At 67.4% G+C, this 23,326-nt stretch carries 23 protein-coding genes, 1 tRNA gene and 1 pseudogene; 11 read left to right on the forward strand and 14 right to left on the reverse strand.

From position 1 onward, the window contains the following. Positions 1-389 (reverse strand): annotated as a pseudogene (locus tag NDR87_RS33885) (hypothetical protein); the annotation flags it as partial. A 404-nt stretch (positions 390-793) separates the two neighbouring features. Here NDR87_RS33885 and rfbB point away from each other — a divergent pair. Beyond that, positions 794-1,795 (forward strand): dTDP-glucose 4,6-dehydratase, encoded by a 1,002-nt coding sequence (gene rfbB / locus NDR87_RS33890; RefSeq protein WP_251917998.1) that lies wholly within the window; start codon positions 794-796, stop codon positions 1,793-1,795. On the opposite strand, the gene NDR87_RS33895 is transcribed toward rfbB, so the two are convergent. Together NDR87_RS33895 and NDR87_RS33900 are read right to left on the reverse strand one after the other, a co-directional pair. Further along, positions 1,792-3,327, reverse strand: coding sequence for a DUF2142 domain-containing protein (locus tag NDR87_RS33895; protein WP_251917999.1), 1,536 nt, complete (start codon positions 3,325-3,327; stop codon positions 1,792-1,794). The two genes, rfbB and NDR87_RS33895, sit on opposite strands and share 4 nt — an antisense overlap. After that, complete coding sequence (locus NDR87_RS33900) at positions 3,327-4,292, reverse strand: glycosyltransferase (protein ID WP_251918000.1); 966 nt, start codon at positions 4,290-4,292, stop codon at positions 3,327-3,329. The genes NDR87_RS33895 and NDR87_RS33900 overlap by 1 nt, the downstream gene beginning before the upstream one ends. Before the next feature lie 138 nt (positions 4,293-4,430). On the opposite strand from NDR87_RS33900, the gene NDR87_RS33905 reads away from it, so the two are divergent. Beyond that, positions 4,431-4,940 carry a GtrA family protein gene (locus NDR87_RS33905; protein ID WP_251918001.1) on the forward strand — a complete coding sequence of 170 codons (510 nt, stop codon included), beginning with the start codon at positions 4,431-4,433 and terminating at the stop codon, positions 4,938-4,940. A 78-nt stretch (positions 4,941-5,018) separates the two neighbouring features. Beyond that, the gene (locus NDR87_RS33910; RefSeq protein ID WP_251918002.1) at positions 5,019-6,938 is read left to right on the forward strand and encodes a glycosyltransferase; all 1,920 of its coding nucleotides are present in this window, start codon (positions 5,019-5,021) and stop codon (positions 6,936-6,938) included. A gap of 4 nt (positions 6,939-6,942) precedes the next feature. On the opposite strand, the gene NDR87_RS33915 is transcribed toward NDR87_RS33910, so the two are convergent. After that, positions 6,943-7,530 carry a TetR/AcrR family transcriptional regulator gene (locus NDR87_RS33915; protein ID WP_251918003.1) on the reverse strand — a complete coding sequence of 196 codons (588 nt, stop codon included), beginning with the start codon at positions 7,528-7,530 and terminating at the stop codon, positions 6,943-6,945. A gap of 21 nt (positions 7,531-7,551) precedes the next feature. On the opposite strand from NDR87_RS33915, the gene NDR87_RS33920 reads away from it, so the two are divergent. Next, entirely contained in the window at positions 7,552-8,409 is an 858-nt protein-coding gene (locus NDR87_RS33920) for a hypothetical protein (protein WP_251918004.1), read from the forward strand. 4 nt (positions 8,410-8,413) lie between these two features. Here the strand turns inward: NDR87_RS33920 and NDR87_RS33925 are convergent, their stop codons facing one another. From NDR87_RS33925 to NDR87_RS33955, 7 genes are all read right to left on the reverse strand, one after another. After that, positions 8,414-8,854: a hypothetical protein gene (locus NDR87_RS33925; protein ID WP_251918005.1), complete on the reverse strand. Its 441-nt coding sequence runs from the start codon at positions 8,852-8,854 to the stop codon at positions 8,414-8,416. A 111-nt stretch (positions 8,855-8,965) separates the two neighbouring features. Next, positions 8,966-9,814, reverse strand: a complete 849-nt coding sequence (locus NDR87_RS33930; RefSeq protein WP_251918006.1) for an NAD(P)-dependent oxidoreductase — start codon at positions 9,812-9,814, stop codon at positions 8,966-8,968. A 129-nt stretch (positions 9,815-9,943) separates the two neighbouring features. Continuing rightward, positions 9,944-10,993 (reverse strand): ribosome small subunit-dependent GTPase A, encoded by a 1,050-nt coding sequence (gene rsgA, locus NDR87_RS33935; protein ID WP_251918007.1) that lies wholly within the window; start codon positions 10,991-10,993, stop codon positions 9,944-9,946. Between the two features lie 234 nt (positions 10,994-11,227). After that, positions 11,228-12,133 carry a glycosyltransferase gene (locus NDR87_RS33940; RefSeq protein ID WP_251918008.1) on the reverse strand — a complete coding sequence of 302 codons (906 nt, stop codon included), beginning with the start codon at positions 12,131-12,133 and terminating at the stop codon, positions 11,228-11,230. Then, on the reverse strand, positions 12,130-12,951 hold the full coding sequence (locus tag NDR87_RS33945; protein WP_251918009.1) for an ABC transporter ATP-binding protein: 822 nt from the start codon (positions 12,949-12,951) through the stop codon (positions 12,130-12,132). Before NDR87_RS33945 ends, NDR87_RS33940 begins: the two co-directional genes overlap by 4 nt. A gap of 7 nt (positions 12,952-12,958) precedes the next feature. Continuing rightward, positions 12,959-13,852: an ABC transporter permease gene (locus NDR87_RS33950; protein ID WP_372494382.1), complete on the reverse strand. Its 894-nt coding sequence runs from the start codon at positions 13,850-13,852 to the stop codon at positions 12,959-12,961. Between the two features lie 70 nt (positions 13,853-13,922). Beyond that, the gene (locus NDR87_RS33955; protein WP_251918011.1) at positions 13,923-14,507 is read right to left on the reverse strand and encodes a bacterial proteasome activator family protein; all 585 of its coding nucleotides are present in this window, start codon (positions 14,505-14,507) and stop codon (positions 13,923-13,925) included. A gap of 224 nt (positions 14,508-14,731) precedes the next feature. Here NDR87_RS33955 and NDR87_RS33960 point away from each other — a divergent pair, with 224 nt between their 5' ends. Then, complete coding sequence (locus NDR87_RS33960) at positions 14,732-15,934, forward strand: cysteine desulfurase-like protein (RefSeq protein ID WP_251918012.1); 1,203 nt, start codon at positions 14,732-14,734, stop codon at positions 15,932-15,934. On the opposite strand, the gene NDR87_RS33965 is transcribed toward NDR87_RS33960, so the two are convergent. Together NDR87_RS33965 and NDR87_RS33970 are read right to left on the reverse strand one after the other, a co-directional pair. Beyond that, on the reverse strand, positions 15,931-16,920 hold the full coding sequence (locus tag NDR87_RS33965) for an NAD(P)H-quinone oxidoreductase (RefSeq protein WP_251918013.1): 990 nt from the start codon (positions 16,918-16,920) through the stop codon (positions 15,931-15,933). The genes NDR87_RS33960 and NDR87_RS33965 overlap by 4 nt on opposite strands. Positions 16,921-16,935: 15 nt before the next feature. Further along, the gene (locus NDR87_RS33970) at positions 16,936-17,106 is read right to left on the reverse strand and encodes a hypothetical protein (protein ID WP_251918014.1); all 171 of its coding nucleotides are present in this window, start codon (positions 17,104-17,106) and stop codon (positions 16,936-16,938) included. 90 nt (positions 17,107-17,196) lie between these two features. Here NDR87_RS33970 and NDR87_RS33975 point away from each other — a divergent pair, with 90 nt between their 5' ends. The 5 genes from NDR87_RS33975 (at position 17,197) to NDR87_RS33995 (ending at position 22,071) form a co-directional block, all read left to right on the forward strand. Further along, positions 17,197-18,372 (forward strand): alpha-hydroxy-acid oxidizing protein, encoded by a 1,176-nt coding sequence (locus NDR87_RS33975; RefSeq protein WP_251918015.1) that lies wholly within the window; start codon positions 17,197-17,199, stop codon positions 18,370-18,372. A 42-nt stretch (positions 18,373-18,414) separates the two neighbouring features. Next, positions 18,415-18,903, forward strand: a complete 489-nt coding sequence (locus NDR87_RS33980) for a MarR family winged helix-turn-helix transcriptional regulator (protein ID WP_251918016.1) — start codon at positions 18,415-18,417, stop codon at positions 18,901-18,903. 803 nt (positions 18,904-19,706) lie between these two features. Next, the gene (locus tag NDR87_RS33985; RefSeq protein WP_251918017.1) at positions 19,707-21,266 is read left to right on the forward strand and encodes an asparagine synthase-related protein; all 1,560 of its coding nucleotides are present in this window, start codon (positions 19,707-19,709) and stop codon (positions 21,264-21,266) included. A gap of 5 nt (positions 21,267-21,271) precedes the next feature. After that, positions 21,272-21,547, forward strand: coding sequence for a PqqD family protein (locus NDR87_RS33990; RefSeq protein WP_251918018.1), 276 nt, complete (start codon positions 21,272-21,274; stop codon positions 21,545-21,547). After that, positions 21,544-22,071 (forward strand): lasso peptide biosynthesis protein, encoded by a 528-nt coding sequence (locus tag NDR87_RS33995; RefSeq protein WP_251918019.1) that lies wholly within the window; start codon positions 21,544-21,546, stop codon positions 22,069-22,071. Before NDR87_RS33990 ends, NDR87_RS33995 begins: the two co-directional genes overlap by 4 nt. Here the strand turns inward: NDR87_RS33995 and NDR87_RS34000 are convergent. After that, a tRNA-Ser gene (locus NDR87_RS34000) sits at positions 22,037-22,121 on the reverse strand. The two genes, NDR87_RS33995 and NDR87_RS34000, sit on opposite strands and share 35 nt — an antisense overlap. A 132-nt stretch (positions 22,122-22,253) precedes the next feature. Between NDR87_RS34000 and NDR87_RS34005 the strand changes: the two genes are divergently transcribed. Next, a complete protein-coding gene (locus NDR87_RS34005; protein ID WP_251918083.1) occupies positions 22,254-23,282 on the forward strand; it encodes a HoxN/HupN/NixA family nickel/cobalt transporter in 1,029 nt (342 codons plus the stop codon). Positions 23,283-23,326 lie beyond the last annotated feature (44 nt).

Raw genomic sequence — 23,326 nt, forward strand, 5'->3', positions numbered from 1 at the left:
TCGCGGTCGTAGGGAGTCTTCCACGGCGCGGACTCCTCGAACGGCAGCGCGACCGGCTTGTACACCGCGTGCTCCATATCGAACTGCGGAGTCAGGGTGGCCTTGCGATCGGAGATCTCAGCAGCGATCGGGAACTCGAAATCATCGACCCGGAACTTCAGATCCGTTCCGGCCAGCACGGCGCCATTGGCGGCCTTGATCTTGAACACGCCGTCCTCGACCACCAGCGACCCGGCATCGGTGGCAATCTCGGTGGACTTCTCGGTGGTGGTCGCCTTGTAGTTGACGACGCCCTCATCGGCGGCCGGGGCCGCGTTCACGGTGCCGGCGGTCACGCCGAGCGCGGCGATCAGCAGTGCCGACGTCGCGGCGAATTTCCTCATCAGCATTTTTGTGGAACCTCGGTAGAGAGTGGTTCGGGGGGACATGAGGAATCGAAATCCAGCTCCGCTAACGTGTGGTGAACCTACTGTGTCCGCGCATTCAAATTTTGTTCACCATTCGGTCCTTGCGGACTGTCGTGCGGGCGAAACACCCAGCATCAGTTAGGTTTACACGAACGATACTCAACTCACGGTTGGTTAATAACGCGGTAAGCAGAGTGACGAAGGTCACACCCATCGCCGGGATTGCCGCCCCGGAAAATAGCTCCTCAGATGCTGCTGGCTGTCATCCGCAGCGTATTGTTCCAGGAAATTCCCTTCCGTTCGGAAATAATCCAACGGACCGGTCGCGCGGTATTTCATTTCCGGACGGTGCGCGCCCGGCCCCGGCCCGGCTAGGGTGGATGATCGTGCGATTGCTCGTAACCGGGGGCGCGGGATTCATCGGCGCCAACTTCGTCCACCAGACCGTCGTCGAACGGCCCGATACCCGCGTGACCGTGCTGGACGCGCTCACCTACGCGGGCAACCGAGCCTCCCTCGAGCCGGTCGCCGACCGCATCGAATTCGTGCGGGGTGATGTCGCGGACGCCGACCTGGTCGAGAGCCTGGTCTCGCGCGCCGACGCGGTCGTGCATTTCGCGGCCGAATCGCACAACGACAACTCGCTGGCCCGCCCGTGGCCGTTCGTGCAGACCAATATCGTCGGCACCTACACGCTGCTGGAGGCGGTGCGTCGCCACGACGTTCGCTATCACCACATCTCGACCGATGAGGTGTACGGCGATCTGGCGTCCGACGATCCGGCCTTCACCGAGTCCACCCCCTACAACCCGTCGAGCCCGTATTCGGCGACCAAGGCGTCCAGCGATCTGCTGGTGCGGGCCTGGGTGCGCTCGTTCGGGGTGCGCGCGACGATCTCCAACTGCAGCAACAACTACGGGCCGTACCAGCATGTGGAGAAGTTCATCCCGCGCCAGATCACCAATCTGATCGACGGGGTGCGCCCGCGGCTGTACGGGGCCGGACATCAGGTGCGCGACTGGATCCACGTCGACGACCACAACCGCGCGGTGTGGACCATCCTGGAGCGCGGCCGTATCGGGCAAACCTATCTGATCGGCGCCAACGGCGAACTCGACAACAAATCCGTCGTCCAGCTGATCCTGGCCGAATTCGGCCGCGATCCGGGCGATTTCGACCACGTCACCGACCGCCCCGGTCACGATCAGCGCTACGCCATCGACGCCACCCTGCTGCGTACCGAACTCGGCTGGGCCCCGCGCTACTCCGACTTCCGCACCGGTCTGGCCGCCACCATCCGCTGGTACCGCGAGAACGAGAACTGGTGGCGTCCGCAGAAGGAGGCCACCGAGCGCGCCTACGCCGCCGCGGGCGAGCGCGTGCTCTAGCCCCAGACCAGGAAGTGGTATTTCAGCACCGCCGCCGTCAGTGCCACGACCGTCGCCACCACGACCGTGATCGCGGGGCCCCGCATCGGGGTCTCCCCGCGAATATCGGTCAGCCGCAACGGCATCCACCGCAACAGCACGGCGAATCCGGCGATCGCCAGCGGCACGAAGTACCGCCCCTGCACGCCGTCGACGAGGTAGTAGTTCACCGGCGAGAACGACATGTACAGCGTCACGTAGATCATCGCTACGCTGGCCAGCACCGTCAGCGCGACGATCGCCGTGCGTAGCCGCGGCGTCGAGAACCGCTCGGCCACACCGGCGCTCACCGCGAACGCCAGCAGGCAGGCCAGCATCGTCAGCGCGGGCACGTCGATATAGGCGAAGCCGAGCTCACCGAAGAACTGGGTGAACCAGCGCTGATCGCGATACCAGATGCTGTCGGTGAAAACCTCGAGGAAATGCCCCGGATCGCCGAGGATCTCGTGCAGCTGATCGCCCGGCCGCACCGAATGCCATTGCGCCTGCGGCCGCATCAGGCCCATCCCGTCGCCGGTCGGTGCGGCGATCTTCATCCACGCCGCGAACAATCCGGCGCCCACCGCCGCGCACACCCACGGCAGCCAGCGCAGCCAGTTGCCGAACCGGTACTGCCGCGCCGGAATCAGCACCACGAGCATGGCCAGCAGCACGTAGGTCGGCTTGCTCAGCGGCAGCGCGATGGTGGCAGCCAGCGCCGCGGCGGTCTCCGCCCGGGTCAGCTCCGCGCCCAGGAACAGGCCCTTCACCAGCAGGCAGGACACCAGGATCGCCAGCGCGTTGGTCATGGTGTCGGCGGTGACGGTCCCGGCCTGGAACAGCGCGATCGGCAGTACCGCCACCGTGAACGCCAGCCACTGCATCCGATGCGCGCGCAGCGCCCGCAGCGCGAAGCCGACGATCAGCAGATAGGCCGCCAGCCCCGCCAGCCGGGTGAGCTCGACGGTCGCGCCGACATTCAGATCCAGCGCCTGCGCCAGCCGAATGCCCACGGCCGCGGGCACATACGGGACCGGCGAATAGGCGGCGGTATTGGTGAACCACACCGGCTTGGTCGCCGAGGTGACCGGCGCCGCGCCCAGCAGGTCGTAGGCGGCCGGATTCTCGACCATCGGATCGGGTTCGCCCGCATTGTGGTTGTAGTCGTCGAAGGCGTAGTTCATCAGCCCGTCGATGCTCAACGGGACGTCGCCGCCGTAGGCCACGCCGCGATCGTCGGCGATGCGGTGCGGGGTGAAGCCGCCGTGGGCCACCTGATAGGCCCGGCCGAACTGGGTGATCTCGTCATGTCCCCAGAACGCCGGGGTCAGTACCGAGAAGATCGCGCCGAATACCGCCGCGACCACGACGAAGGCGACCGTGCCCAGGCCGAGATGGCGCTGGGCCCAGCCCGCTGCTCGGCCCAGAGCGGCCGGGGCGGAGGCGACGGCACCGGGTTGTTCGGCGAGGGCGGGTGGCTGGTCGGCCGTCTCCGGCTCGGCCTGGGTCGTCATCAGTTGGCCTGTCCGACCCGTTCGGGCGATTCGGCGCCCACCGCGGCGTAGCGCAGATACATCAGCCGCGCGGCCTCGTGCCGGGAGCGGCGGATGCCGTCCAGGATCAGGCCCGCGGTCCACGCGAGGCTGCCCAGCAGCAGCAACGTGAAGCCGAGGAACAGCGTCGGGAATCGCGGCACCTCGTGGATCCGATAGAACTCGATCACGATCGGCACGATCAGGATCACCGAGACCAGCCAGGCCAGCGTGCCGAACAGACCGTAGAAGGCGACGGGCCGCTCGTGGCGAGCCAGGTTCGTGATGAGCGCGAGGATCTTGAACCCGTCGTGGTAGGTGCGCAGCTTGCTCTCGCTGCCCGCTGGGCGATCGCGGAAGCCGACGGGCACCTGGGACTTCGGCACCCGCAGGTGCAGCGAGTGCACGGTCAGCTCGGTCTCGATCTCGAATTCGCGCGACACCGCCGGGAAGCTCTTCACGAACCGCCGGGAGAACACCCGGTAGCCGGACAGCATGTCCTCGACGTTCTCGCCGAACACCTTGCCGACCACGCCGTTGAGCACCTTGTTGCCGGTCTCGTGGCCCGCGCGGTAGGCCTGCGCGCCCTCGTCCTGCTTGCGCACGCCCAACACGTGGTCGTACGGGCCCTCGAGCAGGGTCTTGATCATCAGCGGCGCGGCGAAGGCGTCGTAGGTGTCGTCGCCGTCGATCATCAGATAGACGTCGGCCTCGATGTCGGCGAAGGCCCGGCGCACGACATTGCCCTTGCCCTTGGTGGTTTCGGTGCGCACGATCGCCCCCGCCTCGCGGGCGCGCTCGGCGGTCGCGTCGGTACTGAGGTTGTCGTAGACGTAGACGACGATGCCCGGCACGGCGGCCTTGAGGTCCGTGACGACCTTTGCGACCGCGGCCTCTTCGTTGTGGCAGGGCACCACTGCGGCGATACGAAGCTCGGTGGGGTCCACCCCGTCAATCCCTCATTATTTCGAACCGGACGGTGAAATTACGAACACCGGGAGGGTACAGGGGGGCCCGGCGGGTGCGTTGGGTAACCCTCACCTGTGTCGAATACCCATCCTGCCCCATGCGGTACCGTCGGCGTGGTGTCCGGCAGTGAGATCGTGATCGAGGAGGCGGCGCCCGGCGCGCCGTTGCTCACCAAGATCCTGGCCGCCGTCCGCCAGGGCGGGGCCTTCCTCGTTGTCGGGGCGATCGGCTTCCTGGTCGACGCCGGGACCTACAACCTGCTGGTGTTCGCCGGCGGGGAGGGGCCGCTGTTCCACGCCCCGTTGCCCGCCAAGATCATCGCCATCGCGGTGGCCACGGTCGTCACCTACTTCGGCAACAAATGGTGGACCTTCGCGCACAAGAAGGGCGGCAGCGCGGCCCGCGAATATCTGCTCTACGCGGTGTTCAATGTCGTCGCCATCGCCCTGCAGCTGGGTTGTCTCGGCTTCTCCCGCTATGTGCTGGACCTGTCGACGCCGCTGTCGGACAACATCTCGGGCACCCTGATCGGGCAGATCGTGGCGGTACTGTTCCGCTACTGGGCCTATGACAAATTCGTCTTCACGGGCGCGACCTCTCGCGATGCCGCGTCCGAAGCGCATTGATATCCTCAGCCGGCCGCGCATAGCGGACCATCCCGTTCGCCGGCTTTCGATCACCGAGGGATTACGAGGGAATCCAATATGGACCAGTCGGCTGGCCAGGCCGTGACCGCATCCGAGAACGACCGGCGTATCGCCGACCCCGCACCCGCCACGCTGCGCGGTGACCACCAGGCCCCCGAGCGACTGGTGCTGGCGCGCGGCGTATTCACCGGACCGTCCCCGAAGGTCAGCGATGAGCTGTACGCCGTGGTCAAGGGCGGCAAGGCACACCGCGAGCGGCTGAGCCTGCGGCTGGACAAGGGTGCGCGCGCCCACACCAACACCTACTTCGGCCGGTTCGCCGCCGCCTACTGGCAGCGCTGGACCACGGTCACCGAGGTCGAGGTCGCCATGTCCGTCGAGCTCGGCGGCCTGGCGCGAATTCGGCTGGCCGCCTCCGATATCGCCGGGCATCGGCGCATCATCGACAGCACCGACGTGCGCGCCGACGGCCGGGTGGTGCTGCGGGCGCCGCTGGACCAGTACGTCGACGGCGGCGCGCTGTGGCTCGAATTCGATGCCGTCGGTGGCGATCTCGCGATCAGCGAGCTGACCTGGACGGCGACCGCCCCGGATCATGTCCGGCCCGTCGCGATCGCGATCTGCACCTTCAACCGCGCCGAGGACTGTGCCCACACGGTGGCGGCACTGGCCTCGGATCCGGCCGTACTCGACGCGATCGATGCGGTGTACGTGGTCGATCAGGGCACCGATCTGGTCGAGAACCGGCCGCTGTACCAGCGGACCGCGCCCAGCTTCGGCGACAAGCTGCGCTATATCCGGCAGCCGAATCTCGGTGGGGCGGGCGGTTTCACGCGCGGACTCTACGAGGTCTCGGCGGCCAACGAACATGCCGACGTCATTCTGATGGACGACGACATCCTGTGTGAGCCGGAAACGGTGTTGCGGCTCAACGCCTTCGCCAACCTGACCGTCGAACCGACCCTGGTCGGCGCACAGATGCTGTTCCTGCTCAATCCCGACTACCTCAACGTCGGCGCCGAGGAGACCGATCTGGCCATCCTGCGGCACGGTCAGAAGGTGTCCAAGGCGCTGCGCAACACCAGCATGCTCAAGAAGCATCAGGAACGCCGCGTGGACGCGGGCTACAACGCCTGGTGGACCTGCCTGATCCCGGCCGAGGTGGTGGCCCGCATCGGCCTGCCGCTGCCCATCTTCTTCCAGTGGGACGACGTCGAATACGGCCTGCGCGCACGCGAACACGGCTTCGTGACCGTGACGCTGCCCGGCGCGGCGGTCTGGCACGCGGACTTCTACTGGAAGGACTACGACGACTGGGCGCGCTACTTCTCCTCGCGCAACTCCCTGATCGTCTCCTCGCTGCACAGCGATCTGGATCCGAAGAAGATCACCCGCCAGCTGTTCCGGGAGATCTCCGAGATGTTGGTGGCCATGCAGTACGGCCTGGCACACACCACGCTGCAGGGCATCGAGGACTATCTGAAGGGCCCGAAGGCGTTGCGGGACGGCGGAATCGCGGCACTGGCCGCGGCCCGCTCCACCCGCGGCGACTACGCCGAGACGATCAAGCATCCGGCCGCGACCGCGCCGATCCGCAATGCCGAGCTCCGGCTGCGCCGCGCCAACGGCGAGCCGAGTCGGCCGGTGCTGGTCCTGATCAAGCGCGCGATCCAGCAGTGGACCGGCCGCGTGCAGCCCGGCCTGACCGGCGTCACCCGCGAGGATGCCTACTGGTGGCACGTCTCGCTGTTCGACCATGTCGTGGTCACCGACGCCTCGCAGTCCGGCGTGCGAATCCGCAAGCGCGACAAGGCCCGTGCCCGCGCCCTGCTGTTGCGCACCTGGCGGGTGCTGCGCCAACTCCGCCGCGAACTACCGACCCTCACCCGCCAGTACCGCGCGGCCATGCCGGAACTGACCAGCCGGGAGAACTGGGAACGGCTGTACGGGATTCCGGCGAAGAACGCCTCGGAGTGACCGGCTAGCGAGCCGTGAGCAGGGTGCGGGTCGCGTCGGCGACCTCGGCGGCCAGCCAGGCGGGGATCTTCCCGGCGCGTGCGTGGCGGCGCAGCGCCGCGTAGGGCAGGTCGACGACGGCCAGGACCACTCGATTGACGGTCTGTTCGTCGTCGGCTTGGTACAGCTGCTCGGTCAGCACGTGCATGCGCTCGATCAACGGGGCGTTCATGCGGTCGAGCCGGGCGCGCAGCTCGGTGTCGGGCGCCCCGTCGAGCAGGTCGCCGGGGCGCAGCTGTAACAGCAGTTGGGCGTCCTCGGGCAGCTCGCGGCCGAATTCGATGGTGGCAGCGGCCATTCCGACGGCCGCGTCCAATGGATCGGGCTCGTCGCCCGCCGCCATCGCCCGCCGCTGGAACCGATCCAGCGCACGGATCCAGGTCTCGACCAGCACCCCGTTGCGATTGCCGAAGCGGTGATACAGCGTGCCCACCGGCGCACCGCTGGCCGCGGCGATGGCGGCGACGCTGGCCGCGCGGGGTCCGTCGCGCAGCACCAGGGTGCGCGCGGCGTCGAGGATCACATCGGTGTCGTGCTTGCGGGGCGGAGCCATCTACTAGTACGTTCCTTCTATATGGAGCGCTTGTCCTATATCGACCGACATTCGAGGATAGCCGCAACGAATCGGGAACGGGTATGGGACGCGCTGTGGCGCGGCCTGGGCGCCGCCGCCGAACGGGACGGGGGAACGTTCGACATCACCGAGAAGGACGAGCCGCGACGACTGGTGCTGGAGGGCAGTCATCGGTTCTCGCGCTACGCGCTGATCATCACCCTCGAGCAACCGGCCGCCGAGCACACCCTGATCAGCGCTGAGACCCGCGCCGACTTTCCCGGTATCGGCGGGTGGATCTATCGCAAGCTCGTCATCGACAGTGGCGGGCATGGCATCATCGTTCGCGCCATCCTGCGCCGCATCGTCAGGGCGGCCGAACGGCGTGGCCGCACGCTTCCGGGGCAGGTCTGGGGCGCCCGCCCGGCGGAGCTGGATCTCGAATTGCCCTGCGACGCCGACTTTCCCGACGCGGCGACGGTATGCGACCGCGCCCTCTCCATCGCCGCCCCACCCGAGCTCGTCTACGCCTGGCTGTGTCAATTGCGGGTCGCCCCATACAGTTACGACCTGCTCGACAACTTCGGCCGCCGCAGCCCGCGCCGCCGCTGCCCGGAGCTGACCGAGCTCGCCGTGGGGCAGCGCTTCATGGGCCAGTTCCGGCTGACCTCCTTCGCGCCCGCGCAACACATCACCCTGCACGCGTCGATCGTCGCGGTCACCTATGCGGTGCGCGCGGAGGCGGGCGGCACCAGATTGCACGTGCGTGCCCGGTTTCCCGGCCCCCCGGCGCTGCTGGCCCCGCTCGTATTCGGCGATTTCCTCATGATGCGCAAGCAATTGCGCACGCTGAAGGAACTCGCCGAATCCGAGGCGTGACGAATCAGCGTGCGGCCGAACCGGATTGCTGCTGCGGCTGCAAAACGTTCTCGACCACCGCGCCGCGATACTCGATGCGCTGTGGCACCTGCGGAATGAGCTCGCCCGGCACCTGGCGGGGCATCGGATGCTCCCAGGTGCCGTCCGGCCGCGTGGTCGGCGGATCCTGTTCGGTGGTGCCGGGCCGGGCCATCGGCGGGCATGACAGATCGTCCAGATAGCGGGTGCTGTGGGCGGTGATGTAGCGGATCTCGGTGCGGGGGCCGTTCCAACAGGTCACCTCGATCTCGAGGCGGTACCTGTCGTCGGTGTCGTTGCGGCAGGTGATCCGCTCGCAGTCCAGACCCGGCGCCAATTCCCTGGCGGCAGCCTGCGGGGCGAGGACGCCGACCGCCGCGACCACCAGAGAGGCGATGCCGAGGCCGACCATCGACCGCTGACCCATGTGTATCACTCCCAATCGGTAACCCCGACCCGAAACGCGTTGCACCAGTAGGTCGTTCGACCGGTACGTCGGCGTTACGGGCCGGGGAGCCCGCGATTGAGGGGTCTTGACTCAGAGGAACAGGTCGGTGGTCAACGGTCCGTCACCGGGGGTGACGCGGTACTTGTCCAGATCCGTGATGCCATGGGCCGCAAGGACATCCTCGTCGATGAAGAAATTGCCGGTGGTGTCCTTGGCGGGGGAGGTGAGAACCAGATACGCCGCGTCGGCGTAGATGTCGGGGGTGCGCGAGGTGGACACCATCTCCTCGCCGCCGAGCAGATTGCGCACGGCCGCCGTCGCGATGGTGGTGCGCGGCCACAGCGAGTTCACGCCGATGCCGTACTCGCGCAACTCCTCGGCCAGGCCCAGGGTGGTCAGCGACATGCCGTATTTGGCGATGGTGTAGCCCAGCGACTGTCCGGCCCATTTCGGATCCAGATTCAGCGGCGGGGACAGGGTCAGGATGTGCGGATTGCGCCCGGCCGCGGCGGAATCCTTCAGGGCCGGAATGCTCAGCTTGGACAGCAGGAAGCTGCCGCGGCAGTTGATGTCCTGCATCAGGTCGTACTTCTTCATCGGCAGCAGTTCGGTCGGCGAGAGGTCGATGGCCGAGGCGTTGTTGACGACCATATCGATGCCGCCGAACCGCTCGATCGTCTCGCGCACGGCCGCCGCGACCGCCTCGTCGTCGCGTACGTCGCCCACGAATTTGTGCACCGACCCGCCCGCCTGCTCGAGCTCGGCCGCGGCCGTGTGGATGGTGCCGGGAAGCTTGGGATGCGGGGTATCGGTCTTGGCTATCAGCGTGATGTTGGCCCCGTCCGCCGCGGCCCGCTTGGCGATCTCGAGGCCGATCCCGCGGCTGCCGCCCGACATGATCATCGTCCGTCCCGCCAGCGGCTTTGCTGCTTCGGTCATAGCCCTACTCCCGTCTGTGGCAATTACCCCAGCATGCAGGCTAAGCCCAATTCCGGACAGTATGCAACCAGTTGCATAAACGGGCGGCCGGGACGACGCTGCGATCCCGGCCGCCCTGGGTCGATCGAGCTACCGTCGCCGCGACTGCCGCTCGCGATGGACCACCCGCTGCGAGCGCTCGATGTTCTTCCACATCCGCAGCCGTTCGGCGCGCAGCCGGGCATCGGTGCGCGCGGCCAGCCATTCGTTCTCGCGCTGGAGTTTGCGGTAGCTGTCGAGGCGACGCTGGGGAAGCGCACCGCAATCGATGGCCGCCAGCACCGCGCAGCCGGGCTCGCTCACGTGCGCGCAATCGCCGAAACGGCAATCGGCGGCGAGGGATTCGATATCGCTGAAGGTGCGCCCCAGTCCCTCGGAGGCGTCCCACAGGCCGACCGAGCGCAGACCCGGGGTGTCGATCAGCGTGCCGCCGCCGGGCAGCGGCCGCAACTCGCGGTGCACCGTGGTGTGGCGGCCGCGCTTGTCGGCGGCGCGAACCTCGTTGGTGGCGAACACCTCCTCACCAAGCAGCGCATTGGCCAGGGTGGACTTGCCCGCGCCCGAGGGGCCGAGCAGCGCGACCGTGCCGTCGAGTACCGCGGTCAGCACGTCCATTCCCGCGCCGGTGTTCGCGCTCACCGCGAGCGTCGTGGCGCCGGGGGCGACCGCGCGCACGCTATCGATCGGAATATCAACGGCCAGATCGGCTTTCGTCAGCACTACCACCGGCTGGGCGCCGGATTCCCAGGCCAGTGCCAACATTCGCTCGATCCGGCCAAGATCGACATCACCGTCGGCGGCACCGCACACCAGCACCGTATCGATATTGGCGGCGAGCACCTGCGCCTCGGACCGTCCGGAAACCGCCGCCCGCACGATCGCGGTGCGTCGCGGAAGTAGTTGCCGCACGGTCGATTCGGCATCCAGTGCCACCCAGTCGCCGGTACACAGGCCGCTGACGTTGGTATCCGCCCGCGGGCAGCGGGCGCGTGCGAGACCTGTTGGTGTGGCGACGTCGCACTCGCTGCGATCCATTCGGATGACGCGGGCCGGGACCCAGCCGGTGTCGAGCAGTCCTGCGTACTCGGCGGAGACGGCTGCATTCCAGCCGTAGGGAACGAGTCGGTCGAAATCGACCATGATGGGGAGCCATCTTTCGTCGGGCACCGAGCCCGGACACGGGCTCAGTGAATGGGTGAGAAGGTGGAAGTACATGCGGCGGCGCGACTTTCGTTACCGAGTCGCTGCCAGCCCACGACAACCCGAACATCCGTCTTCACGTACTCCACCTCCTTCGACCTTCCGACGCTCACTGTCTGTGTGAATACAACGATGACAGCCCGCCGCGCGGACCGCAATCCATTTTTCGCCGCGCTAGTTGGGCTTGTGGAACTGCTCGCGCCGCCCCAGCCGCCGCAGCCGCAGCCATTCGGCCAGCCCGGCCGGATCCTTCTGCTGCACCAGGAAGAACCAGGAGAAGCGCGCCCACTCCTGCGGCAGCAGCTTGCGCATGCCGGGCTGGGACATCAGATAGCCGCGGTTGCGGTAGGTGAAGTAGCGCTTGACCGGATCGTCCGGGTACTGGGTGTGCATGCGTCCGCCCAGGATCGGCTTGAACTCGGCCGAACCGTTGGGATGCAGATACGCCGTCCGCAGGCAGGTGCCGAACGGCAGGCCCGAGCGCACCAGGCGGCGATGCACCTCGACCTCGTCGCCGCGCACGAACAGCCGCAGGTCCGGTACGCCGATCACGTCGACCGCCTCGGCGGAGATCAGCGCGCCGTTGAACAGCGAGGCGATGCCGGGCAGGAAATCCTCGTCGCCGAGCTCCGAGCGCAGCCGCCGCCACACCACGCCGCGCCGCAGCGGGAACGCCAGCCGGTCCGGATCGTCGATGTCGGCGACCACCGGCGACACCTCGGCAAGATCGTGCCGCCGCGCGCAATCGACCAGTGTCGCAAGCACTTCCGGGCCCTCGGGTCGCCCGTCGTCGTCGGCCAGCCACACCCAGTCCGCGCCCAGCGTCAGCGCGTGCAGGATGCCGAGCGCGAAACCGCCCGCACCGCCGAGATTGTGTTCCGAGCCGAGATAGGTCGATTCCACCGGCTGCTGCCGCACCAGCTCACCCACCTCGGGCTCGTTGGCGTTGTCGACGACGATCAGGTGGTCGACCGGACGCGTCTGGGCGCAGAGCACCTGCAGCGATTCGGCCAGCAGCTCCCGGCGTTTGTGGGTGACGACCACCGCGATGATCTTGGCCGATTCGCCGATGCGACTCATGCGGAATTACGCTCCAGTTCCCGTTCTTTTTCCAGCTCGCGCTGGATCTGCGCCACGTGGTCACCGGCCTCGGGCCCCTCGTAGGCCCGCACGACCTCCTCGATCCCGCCCTGCATCTTCAGCTGCCCGTGGTCGATCCACATCGCGGTATCGCAGAGCTGGGCGAGGAATTCGTTGGAATGGCTGCAGAACACCAGGATTCCGGAGCGGGCGACCAGATCGCGCAGCCGGTGCCGGGCCTTCTTCATGAATTCCGCGTCGACCGCGCCGATGCCCTCGTCCAGCAGCAGGATTTCCGGATCGATCGAGGTCACCACGCCCATCGCCAGCCGCACCCGCATGCCGGTGGAGTAGGTGCGCAGCGGCATGTTCAGATATTCGCCCAATTCGGTGAATTCGGCGATCTCGTCGACCTTGGCCATCATCTGCTTACGCGTCTGCCCGAGGAACAGGCCGCGGATGATGATGTTCTCGTAGCCGGAGATCTCCGGATCCATACCCACGCCGAGATCGAAGACCGGGGCCACCCGCCCGCTCACCCGCGCGCTGCCGCGGGTCGGTTCGTAGATGCCCGAGAGCAGCCGCAGCAGGGTGGATTTACCCGCGCCGTTGTGCCCGACCAGGCCGACCCGATCACCCTCCCGCAGCGACAGCGTGATGTCGCGCAGCGCCTCGACGACCACGACATCGGATTTGTTGCGTCCGATCGAGCCACCGGCCTTGCCCAGGAACGCCTTCTTCAACGACCGCGATTTCGCGTCGAAGATCGGGAACTCCACCCAGGCGTTGCGGGTTTCGATACTCACATGGTCGGTCATCGAGCCTTCACACCCAGTAGGGGACGCGGGAACGGAATCGTTTCATGGCCAGTATGGCCGCTGCCCAGCCCACCACGGTGATCGCCAGCACGATCAGCCAGTGCCGGGGCGCGATCGGGTCGCCGAGCAGCGGTGCGCGCACGATCTCGAGGTAGTGGTAGGTCGGGACGATCTCGATCAGCCGGGCCCGCTCGCTCACCGAGCCGCCCTGATCGTGCAGCACCTTCGCCGACCACATGACCGGCGTCAGCACGAACAGCATGCGGGTGAGGCTGCCCAGGATCGGCGCGATGTCGCGGTAGCGGGTGCTGAAGATGCCGAACGCGATCGAGACCCACATGGCGTTGAGGAAGATCAGCCCGATGGCCGGGATCGCGAGCAGCGCGGTCCAGTGCAGATTGCGCCACACGCCGAAGGCGACCAGCATCACCGCGTAGATCACCAGGTTGTGCGCGAAGAACAGGAACTGTCGCCACACCAGCCGGTACACGTGCACGCTCAGCGCCGAGGGCAGCTGTTTGATCAGGCCCTCGTTGGCGATGAACACGTCCGAACCCTCGAGGATGCTGGCCTCGATGACGTTCCAGACGATGATGCCGACCGTCACATAGGGCAGATATTCCCGCAGCGGCTGACCGAGCAGAGTCGCGTAGAGCAGCCCGATGGCGGCCGCCTGCACGGCGGTGGAGATGGTGATCCAGAACGGCCCCAGCACCGATCGGCGATAGCGCTGCTTGATGTCCTGCCAGCCCAGCGACAGCCACAGCTCCCGCTGCGCGAAACCGCTCCGGAAGTCGGAGAACGCGCGCGCGAACGATTGCGAATCAGACACTAGCGGTTCCGAGGCGTCGACAGGGTGCTGTTCGGCGGTCGCCGAATCGGCTGGAGCGGCTGCGGGCACAGTGCTCGACCTTAGCGCAGGTTGGTAACCGGGCCGATCGCATCGCTATCGGCCCGATGCCGAGGTCGGGCTACAGGTACTGCCCGCCGCCGGTGACGCCACCGTGTTGGCCGCCCTCGCGCTGACCCTGCATACCCGGCGGCAGCGCGTGCCGCATCTGCTCGAGCTGGGCGCGGGCCGCCATCTGCTGGGCGAACAGCGCGGTCTGGATGCCGTGGAACAGCCCTTCCAGCCAGCCCACCAGCTGGGCCTGGGCGATGCGCAATTCGGCGTCGGACGGGACCGAATCGTCGTTGAACGGCAGCGCCAGCCGCTCCAGTTCGTCGCGCAGATCCGGCGACAGGCCCTGCTCGAGTTCGCGGATCGAGGTCTTGTGGATCTCCTTGAGCCGGGTGCGGCTGGCATCGTCGAGGGGAGCCGCGCGCACCTCCTCGAGCAGCTGCTTGATCATGGTGCCGATGCGCATGACCTTGGCCGGCTGCTCGACCATATCGGCCAGCGATTCGTCCTTGCTGTTCTTGGCCTCCTCGCCCTCCTCGCCCACGACCTGGCCGCTGACGGGCGATTCGCCCTGCGCGCCTGCCGGAACGATCAAGGGGCGGCCTTCGGGCCCGATCACCACGATGGAATCCGGTGCTCCGTCCGAGTGCGTCATGATCCCCATCATGTCCCGTCCCGGCGCATCGCGCTAAGTCGGGGAGGGTGCCCATTGGGGGTATGTACGTTTGTGACCGCAAGTATTCTGTTGCGGTCTCGTCTGCCTCGTGGTTCGGTTTCTTCAGGAAAGTCGGTCGCCATGCTGCGTGATATCTCGCCCGGTCGCTCGGTTGCCGCTGACACGGTTACGCCGACTCGCCCGCTGCCCTTAGAGTGGCCCACATGACTTACGACGTCGCGCGGGTTCGGGGCCTGATACCGTCCCTGGGCGACGGCTGGATCCACCTCGACCCGCAGGCGGGCATGCTGGTGCCGGATTCGGTATCTCGCGCCGTCTCAACAGGTTTCCGCACCTCCGCCTTCTCCCATACCAATCGCCACGCGGCCGCCAAGCGCAGCGCGGGCATTCTGGACGCCGCGCGCGAGGCGGTGGCGGATCTGGTCGGCGGCGACCCGGCCGGAGTGGTGCTGGGACCGGACCGCGCGGTACTGCTGGCCTGGCTGGCCGAATCGCTGAGTTCGCGGCTGGGGCTGGGGACCGGGATCGTGCTGTCGCGCCTGGACGACGAGGCGAATGTGGCGCCGTGGCTGCGGATCGCCAATCGCTATGGGGCGCATGTGCGTTGGGCCGAAGTGGAGATCGAGACCTGCGAAATGCCGGCCTGGCAGTTCGAGGAGTTGATCGGGCCCACCGCACGTCTGGTGGCCTTGACGGCCGCCTCCCCGATCGTGGGGTCGGCGCCCGCCGTGCGGGTGGCCGCCGATCGCGTGCACGAGGTGGGTGGGCTGCTGGTGGCCGACTGCTTCGGCGCCGCGCCCTACGCGCTGATCGATATCGACGAGCTCAATGCCGATGTCGTCGCGCTGTCCGCCCCGGCCTGGGGCGGGCCGCAGATCGGTGCCCTGGTGTTCCGCGATCCGGCCTTCCTGGATCGCATTCCGTCGATGTCGCTCAACCCGTATGCGAAGGGTGCGGAGCGGCTCGAGGTCGGCGGACATCAGTACGCCCTGTTGGCCGGGCTGACCACCTCGATCGACTATCTGGCCGGACTCGACGAACAGGCCGGTGGCACCCGCCGGGAGCGGCTGGAGGTCTCGATCACCTCGCTGCAGGACTATCACGACCACCTGTTCGAACACCTGATGGAGGTGCTCGACCGCATCCCGAATCTCACGGTGATCGGCCGCGCCTCGACCCGGATCCCGACGGTCAGCTTCACCATCGCGGGCATGCAGGCCGAGAAGGTCTCCGCGCGCCTGGCCGACCACCGCATCGGCACCCTGAGCGGTGTGCACGGCGGCAGCCGCCTGCTCGACGCGCTGGGCGTCAACGACGAGGGCGGCGCGGTGACGATCGGATTGGCGCCCTACACCACCAAATTCGAGATCGACCAGCTGGGCAGGGCGCTCGCGGCGCTCGATTAATTGTCGCGAATCCGCAGCAGCACCTTGCCGACGGTCTCGGCGGAGTCGAGCAGGCGGTGGGCCTCGGGCGCCTCGGTGGCCGGAAGTTCGGCGCTGACCACGGGGGCGATCGTGCCGTCGGCGATCAGCGGCCAGAGGTGGCGACGCAGTTCGGCGATGATCTCGGCCTTGCTGGAGCGCCCGGTGGCCGGGCGGCGGCGCAGGTTGGTGGCGTGCACGGTGCCGCGCTTACCCACCAGGGTCGCGATGTTCAGCTCACCCTTGACCCCGCCCTGCATGCCGATGACGCACAGCTGGCCGTCCGGGGCGAGCGCCTCGATATTGCGGCCCAGATAGGCCGCGCCCATATTGTCCAGAATGACGTCCGCGCCGCCGAATTCGCCGAGGACCGCGACGAAGTCCTCCTCGCGGTAGTTGATCAGAATATTGGCCCCGAGCTGCTTGCAGCGGTCCAGTTTGCCCGCCGAGCCCGCGGTCACCGCGACCCGCGCGCCTCGGCTCACCGCCACCTGAATGGCGTGCGTGCCGATTCCGCTGCCGCCGCCGTGGATGAGCAGCAGCTGCCCGGCGTGCAGTCCGGCGCGCACAACCAGGTTCGACCACACGGTGGCAGCTACCTCCGGCAGCGCCGCGGCGGCCGCGGTGTCCAGGGCCTGCGGAATCGGCAGCACCTGGGTGGCGGGGGCCACGACGCGCTCGGCGTAGCCGCCGCCGGACAGCAGCGCGCACACCCGATCGCCCGGCCGCCAATCCTGGACGCCCGCACCGACTTCCGCGATGACGCCGGAGCATTCCAGGCCGAGCAGCTCACTCGCCCCGGGCGGTGGGGGATAGTTCCCCTGGCGCTGCAGCAGATCGGCCCGGTTCACCCCGGCCGCGGTGACGTCGATCGCCACCTCGCCGGGCCCGGGCGGCGGCGGGTCGGGCACCTCCGCCCACCGCATCACCTCGGGTCCACCGAATCCGTCGAGTGTCACTGCGCGCATATCGTGACCTTACGACTATTGCTCGACCGCTTCGCGTTTGGCGGTCTCGGCGTCCGCGCCCTTGGCCATCTTGCCCAGCGCCTCGCGCAACTCGTCGGGGGTCATCTCCGCGCTGCCGGGCACTCCCGCGGCCGCGGCGCGCCGCCGTAGATCCTGTAAGCGCTCCGCTTCGGACATTTCCACCATTTCACACCTCCTTTCGCTCGCCGGTCGAATACCCGAGCGGGAGCGCCCAACACGCGGACGTGCGGCGGATCGCGGACTAGCGTGGGCCGGGTGAGCAGTTTCGCCGATTTCCAGAACGAGATCTACCTGGCCGGACTCACCGGCGCCGTGCCCGAATTACCTATGACGGCAGCGGGGTTGGAGCAGCGCGCCCGCCAGGTTCTGGATCCGGCCGCATTCGCCTATGTGGCGGGTAGCGCGTCGGCGGAGCGCACCGCTGCGGCGAACCTCGCGGCCTTCGACCGGCATCGGCTGCTACCGCGCATGTGGCGCGGCGCGAGCGGGCCCGGGGCGCGCGATCTGTCGGTGGAGGTGTTGGGCACCACGCTCGCCGCGCCGGTGCTGACCGCGCCCATCGGCGTGCTGGAACTGCTGCACGAGCGGGGCGAGACGGTGGTCGCCGAGGTGACCCGCGAACTCGGCATCGGCATGGTGCTCTCGACCGCCGCCTCCGCCACGATCGAGGAGGTCGGCGCCGCGGCCGGGGCGTGGTGGTATCAGCTCTACTGGCCCGGCGATCACGAGCTGGCCCGTTCGCTGGTCGAGCGGGCCGGCAAGGCGGGCGCGAAGGCGATCGTCGTCACCGCCGACACCCCGAGCATGGGCTGGCGTCCGCGCGATCTGGAGCTGGCGCATCTGCCGTTCCTGCAGGGCAAGGGACTGGCGAACTATCTGTCCGATCCCGTCTTTCGCGCGCGGCTGGCCACCCCGCCCGAGGAGAGCGAGGACGCGCTGCGGCTGGCCGTGCTCACCTGGGTCGGGCTGTTCGGCAATCACGGGCTGCGCCCCGCCGACATCGCTCGGCTGCGGGAATGGACCGATCTGCCGATCGCGGTGAAGGGCGTGCTGCATCCCGACGACGCCCGCCTGGTCGTCGACGCGGGTGCGGACGCGGTGGTGGTGAGCAATCACGGCGGCCGGCAGGTGGACGGCGCGGCGGCCGCGCTCGACGCGCTGCCCGCGATCGTCGCCACCGTCGGCGATCGCGCCGATGTGCTGTTCGACTCCGGCATCCGCTCCGGCTCCGATGTGATGATCGCGCTGGCGTTGGGCGCCAAGGCGGTGCTGTACGGGCGGCCGTGGGCCTACGGCCTGGGGCTCGCGGGGCGCGACGGGGTGCGGCACGCGCTGCGGGTGCTGCTCGCCGATCTCGATGCGAGCATGGGCCTTTCTGGCTGTGCCACCGTCGCCGACCTCGATCGCACCCTGCTGTCGGGTGCGCGCTGACCGGGGATTCTGACACTTTCTTGCGGCTAATAGAATGACCGTATGGCTGACGAACCGAGCGGTCGCACGGCACCGGTGCCGAGGTGGCTCAGCTCGGCTCAGCAGCGCGCGTGGCGGGCCTATATGGACGGCCACCAGCGCCTGATGTCGGAGCTGAACCGCCAGCTGCAACGCGACAGCGACCTGACCCTGCCGGAATATCGCATCCTGGTGCTGCTGTCGGAATCGCCCGACCTGTCGCTGCGCATTAGCGATCTGGCCGACGGCGTGCTGTCCTCCCGTAGCCGCCTCACCCATCAGATTCGTCGGATGGAGGCGCAGGGCATGGTCCGGCGCACCAGCACCGAGGAGGACGGCCGCGGCGTGCGCGCCCACCTCACCGAGGAGGGCATGCGGCGGCTGCGCGCCGCCGCCCCCGGCCATGTGGCCGCCGTGCGCCGCGACTTCATCGACCTGCTCACCCCCGAGCAACTGGCTGTGATCGCCGAGGTCTTCGAACGGGTCGACAAGGAAATCAACAACCGTTCGTAGCTACGAGCGAGAATTGAATCCGTTCGGAAATTAATTGCGGGAAACCGCGATTTCGCACGACATGACAACCGAAATTGGCCCGAATAAGTGATCGATAGGGGTCGACGGAAAGGCCTTCCGGTGGTTACGGTTAAGTCATGTCGGTGTTCCCCCGACCCGCCCCTGTTCCGAGATATCTTGCGGTACATCGAGGTCCGCGACCGACTGTTTCGATTGCGTAAGCGCAGGTGGATCACGCAGGTAACTAGATCATCGTAACGTATTGCGCCCCAAGCTGATTCGATACCGACCGGCGGGCATTGAAATATTCTGCCATCGGGTGTGAATTGCACTCGGCCGCATGCCATCCCGTTCCCGCACGCCTGAATTCGTCCACGAGAGAACGGAATGGAAAGGAGGTGACTACGAATGAAGAAGCTGTCCTACAGCGAGCCCGAGGTGATCCGCCTGGGCACGGTCGAGGAGCACACCGCCCTTGTGTTCAAGGGTGTGCCCGATCTGCTCAGCCACGGCAACATTCTCTAGTTGCCTGAAGTGATCAACCAGTGGTCCCCTTCCCCCGGCTCGGGACCGGTAATCCACCGGGGGGAGGGGCCACGCCTGTCGAAGTTCTTGGCGAATATGAGGTTTCGTTCGACATGGAAGATTCTACTCCGACCGCAGACTACCTCGGTTGCGCTGGCCGAGTGACCCTGCCGTGCGACGGGGCTCCCGTCGATTACACCTGCGTTCCCTTCGCAGCCTTTCACGAACGGGTCGCACCCGAACGTCCGATATATCTGCGGCAATGGACCAGACCGGGGATGGTTCCGGTTGTCCAGTCCGCGCGTCCGGTCGAGCGCGGCCATCTCGCACTGGGCGGCGCGCTCGTCGGATCCCTGGACGATGCCCTGGTCGGCCGGATCACCGAGACGCTTCGGAGCGGACGCTACCCGGATCTGGCCGGGCTACCGGGTGATCTGGTCGGCTGCCTGATCACCGGCGATCGGGTCTTCCTGTTTCGCAGCCTGTTCGCCCGAAACACCTTGTTCTACAAGCAGTCCGGTACCACGGTCGAATGGTCCAGTGATCCCGCCGACCTCGTCCCCGACGCCCTCGACCGACTGGACCGAGAGACCATCTGGCGGATCTGCCGTGGCGACAGCATCGTCGCCTACCCCGAGTTGGAACTACTCCGCCCGGGCCACCTGATGGTGTTCGACGGCATGTCGACCAGGGTCTTCCAGTACGACCGAATCGAGCCGAAGCCGCTGCCGCGGGGCAGCACGCCCCGGGATTACGCGGAACGGTCCTGGGAAATTCTCCTGGCCGCGACCCGCCCTTACGCTCACGTGGGCCGCATCGGCCTGCTGCTGAGCGGAGGCTTGGATTCCTCGGCCGTGGCCGCCGCACTGGCGGCCAACGGCGCCGAGGTCACCGCCTACCACCTGAGCACCGACGATCCGCTGGCCGATGAGTCCGGCTACGCCCGCGAGGTATGTCGGCATCTGTCCATGCCCTTCGTACCGATCATGACCGACATCGGTGCCGGGCACCTCGACCAGGATTGGCGGTTCTCCCATCCCTACAACCACACCGGATATCGCTGGTTGGAGCAGACCGTACAGCAGCTCCGCCAGGACGGCGCGGCGCTGCTCACCTGGGGCCGAGACGGTGATTTGCTGTTCAGTCCGGCCCCCGATTACGGCCTGCACCATGTGCTTCGGGGTCGGCTGAGCCGGTCCGAGAAGGCCCTGATGCTGCGGGGCCTGCTGTGCTCACGCTGGGGGCTGAAAGATCTGCGCAAGAGCGTCCGTCGGTCGTACCCGCTGGCGACCGAGGCCACGGTGATCGACGACAGCCTGGGGCAGCCCGACTTTCTCGTCCCGATGCCGGGCGTGCCGCTCGAGTTGCCCGATCTGGAATTCTTTCCCGAGGAGCAGACCACCGATATTGCCCTCGCCTGGCCGCACGGCGTCCAGTTCTGCTCCCCGATGGCCAATCGAGAACTGTACGAACTGATGGCCGGCATGCCGGTGGCCTACCGGTGCATTCCCTTCGGCGGACGCATCATCAACAAGCCGGTACTGCGGTTGATGCTCGAAGACCGGCTGCCACCGATGATCTGGCGTCGGCACGGTCGGCTGTGGTTGAACTCGCCGCACGAGAACTTCTGCCTGAATCACTCGCAACAACTCGCCGCACTGCTCGGACCCGACTCCCTGCTGGCGCGGATGAACGTCGTGGATCCCCAGCGGTTGACCACCGTTCTCGGTCATTCGCCGTCGATCCGCCGCAACGCGCAAAGCCTGATCTGCGCGGCCATGACGGAGCTTTTCCTCCGCAGTCTGGAAAGCCGGACACCACATCCGGTGAGGAGCTGATCGGTATGTCACTGTTACAACTCGGCACCGACGCCATCCTGGACACCACCGACGGCGTCGGCATCATCATGGATACCCGGCAGGGCGTCTATTTCGAACTGAATCCGGTGGCCACGCTGATGGTGCAGGCCGCAATGAGCTACGAAACCGTCGACGAGGTGGTGCGGCAGCTCGAGGAACGCATCGACGCGAGCCCGCAGACGTTGCGCTCCGGATTGAGCAAGCTGATCGATCAACTCGACGAACACCGCCTCATCGCGCGAACGGATGCGCCCCGATGACCGATCTGGCATACCAACTCGAGTCCATGCTGTGCGATATCGACGGCGTACCGGCACCACCCCGCATCCCCCTCCGCCTGCGCAGCTACGCCATGCGCCGCACCTGGAGGGCCCTGCGGCTACTCGGCGCACAAGGCTGGGGCCCGTCCCACACCTACCTCCGAGACCTACACCCCGGACCCGGCTGGCGAACCCCCGCCAATCTGCCTCCCGCGGTGGCCATCCGACTGGCCAGCCGCGAAATCCTGTTCAGCCAACTGACCCTCCGAGCCACCCACCCCAACGGCCTGTGCCTCCCCCGCTCCCTGTCCCTGGCCACCTACCTGTGCTCCCTGGGCCTCCCCGCCGAGGTCATCATCGCGCGGTCCCGAACCTGTACCAGCCCGACCTACTCGTTCCACTCCTGGACCGAGCTGTACGGCGAGGTCCTCAACGACAACCAGGACGTCACGATCGGCTTCTCGGTAATGCAACGCGTGACCGCGAGGGCGGTGGGTGTGGGATTTGAACCCACGGTGGCGTGAACCACGACGGTTTTCAAGACCGTTCCCTTAGGCCGCTCGGGCAACCCACCTCGCTTCGGTGTGCCGAAGCGCTTTCAGCGTACTGGCGAGGGGCGGGCGGTACGTAATCGGTGGGTGCGGGCGAAGCTACGATTCGAGCAGCTCGAGTGGGAAACGGGGTTGTGGTGCGCAGCGTGGTGTGGATGACGGTGGCCGTGGTGGGGTTGCACGTGCTGGGGTGGGGGACGCTGCTGTTGCTGGTCGTACCCGAGCATCACCTGGTGAACGGGGCCGTGTACGGGGTCGGGCTGGGAGTCACGGCCTATACGCTGGGGATGCGGCACGCCTTCGATGCCGACCACATCGTCGCGATCGACAATGTGACGCGAAAGCTGGTGGCGGAGAAGGGGAGAGCGCGATCGCAGTCGGTCGGGTTCTGGTTCTCCCTCGGGCATTCGTCGGTGGTGTTCATCCTGGTCGCGCTGCTCGCGCTGGGGGTGCGGGCGCTGGCGGCGAATCTGGCGGACTCCGAATCCTCGCTGCAGCGCTGGACGGGGCTGTGGGGTACCAGCGTCTCGGGGCTGTTCCTGATCGTGATCGGGCTGCTGAATCTCGCGTCGCTGCTGGGGATCTGGGGGGTGTTCCGGCGCATGCGCCGCGGCGAGGTGAACGAGGCCGAACTGCAGCGGGCGCTGAAGCCCCGCGGTGTGCTCGCGCGCGTCCTCGCACCGGCCATGCGCGCGGTGCGGCGACCCTGGCATATGTATCCGGTCGGGTTGCTGTTCGGACTGGGCTTCGACACCGTCACCGAGGTGGGGCTGCTGGTGATCGCGGGCGGCGCGGCCGCGACGGGGCTGCCGTGGTACGCGATCCTGGTGCTGCCCGTGCTGTTCTCGGCCGGAATGTCGCTGTTCGACTCGCTCGACGGTTCGTTCATGAGCTACGCCTACGGCTGGGCGTTCGTGCGCCCGATCCGCAAGATCTACTACAACCTGGTGATCACCGGACTGTCGGTGGCGGTGGCGCTGCTGGTCGGCGGGCAGGAGCTGATCTCGCTGCTGGCGGAGAAGGCGGGCGTGGATTCTGGCGTCCTCGCCTGGATCGGCAATCTGGACCTGGGTGCGCTGGGCTTCATCATCGTCGGGCTGTTCGCGCTGACCTGGGCGGTGGCGGTGGCGGTGTGGCGGTTCGCCGACGTCGAACGCCGTTGGGGCGCAGGGCTGTCCGATTGACCCCCTATCGCGCTATGTGGCGCGGGTCACTTTATCGGCGAGTC

Source organism: Nocardia sp. CDC159 (assembly GCF_023740735.1).
GTDB classification, from domain to species: domain Bacteria; phylum Actinomycetota; class Actinomycetes; order Mycobacteriales; family Mycobacteriaceae; genus Nocardia; species Nocardia pulmonis.

Excerpts from the sequence above, each read along its gene's own strand:
- NDR87_RS33895 (WP_251917999.1), bottom strand. The coding sequence starts at position 3,327 with ATGACGACCCAGGCCGAGCCGGAGACGGCCGACCAGCCACCCGCCCTC.
- NDR87_RS33910 (WP_251918002.1), top strand. The coding sequence starts at position 5,019 with ATGGACCAGTCGGCTGGCCAGGCCGTGACCGCATCCGAGAACGACCGG.
- NDR87_RS33915 (WP_251918003.1), bottom strand. The coding sequence starts at position 7,530 with ATGGCTCCGCCCCGCAAGCACGACACCGATGTGATCCTCGACGCCGCG.
- NDR87_RS33920 (WP_251918004.1), top strand. The coding sequence starts at position 7,552 with ATGGAGCGCTTGTCCTATATCGACCGACATTCGAGGATAGCCGCAACG.
- NDR87_RS33925 (WP_251918005.1), bottom strand. The coding sequence starts at position 8,854 with ATGGGTCAGCGGTCGATGGTCGGCCTCGGCATCGCCTCTCTGGTGGTC.
- NDR87_RS33930 (WP_251918006.1), bottom strand. The coding sequence starts at position 9,814 with ATGACCGAAGCAGCAAAGCCGCTGGCGGGACGGACGATGATCATGTCG.
- rsgA (WP_251918007.1), bottom strand. The coding sequence starts at position 10,993 with ATGGTCGATTTCGACCGACTCGTTCCCTACGGCTGGAATGCAGCCGTC.
- NDR87_RS33940 (WP_251918008.1), bottom strand. The coding sequence starts at position 12,133 with ATGAGTCGCATCGGCGAATCGGCCAAGATCATCGCGGTGGTCGTCACC.
- NDR87_RS33945 (WP_251918009.1), bottom strand. The coding sequence starts at position 12,951 with ATGACCGACCATGTGAGTATCGAAACCCGCAACGCCTGGGTGGAGTTC.
- NDR87_RS33955 (WP_251918011.1), bottom strand. The coding sequence starts at position 14,507 with ATGACGCACTCGGACGGAGCACCGGATTCCATCGTGGTGATCGGGCCC.
- NDR87_RS33960 (WP_251918012.1), top strand. The coding sequence starts at position 14,732 with ATGACTTACGACGTCGCGCGGGTTCGGGGCCTGATACCGTCCCTGGGC.
- NDR87_RS33965 (WP_251918013.1), bottom strand. The coding sequence starts at position 16,920 with ATGCGCGCAGTGACACTCGACGGATTCGGTGGACCCGAGGTGATGCGG.
- NDR87_RS33970 (WP_251918014.1), bottom strand. The coding sequence starts at position 17,106 with ATGGTGGAAATGTCCGAAGCGGAGCGCTTACAGGATCTACGGCGGCGC.
- NDR87_RS33980 (WP_251918016.1), top strand. The coding sequence starts at position 18,415 with ATGGCTGACGAACCGAGCGGTCGCACGGCACCGGTGCCGAGGTGGCTC.
- NDR87_RS33985 (WP_251918017.1), top strand. The coding sequence starts at position 19,707 with ATGGTTCCGGTTGTCCAGTCCGCGCGTCCGGTCGAGCGCGGCCATCTC.
- NDR87_RS33990 (WP_251918018.1), top strand. The coding sequence starts at position 21,272 with ATGTCACTGTTACAACTCGGCACCGACGCCATCCTGGACACCACCGAC.
- NDR87_RS33995 (WP_251918019.1), top strand. The coding sequence starts at position 21,544 with ATGACCGATCTGGCATACCAACTCGAGTCCATGCTGTGCGATATCGAC.
- NDR87_RS34005 (WP_251918083.1), top strand. The coding sequence starts at position 22,254 with ATGACGGTGGCCGTGGTGGGGTTGCACGTGCTGGGGTGGGGGACGCTG.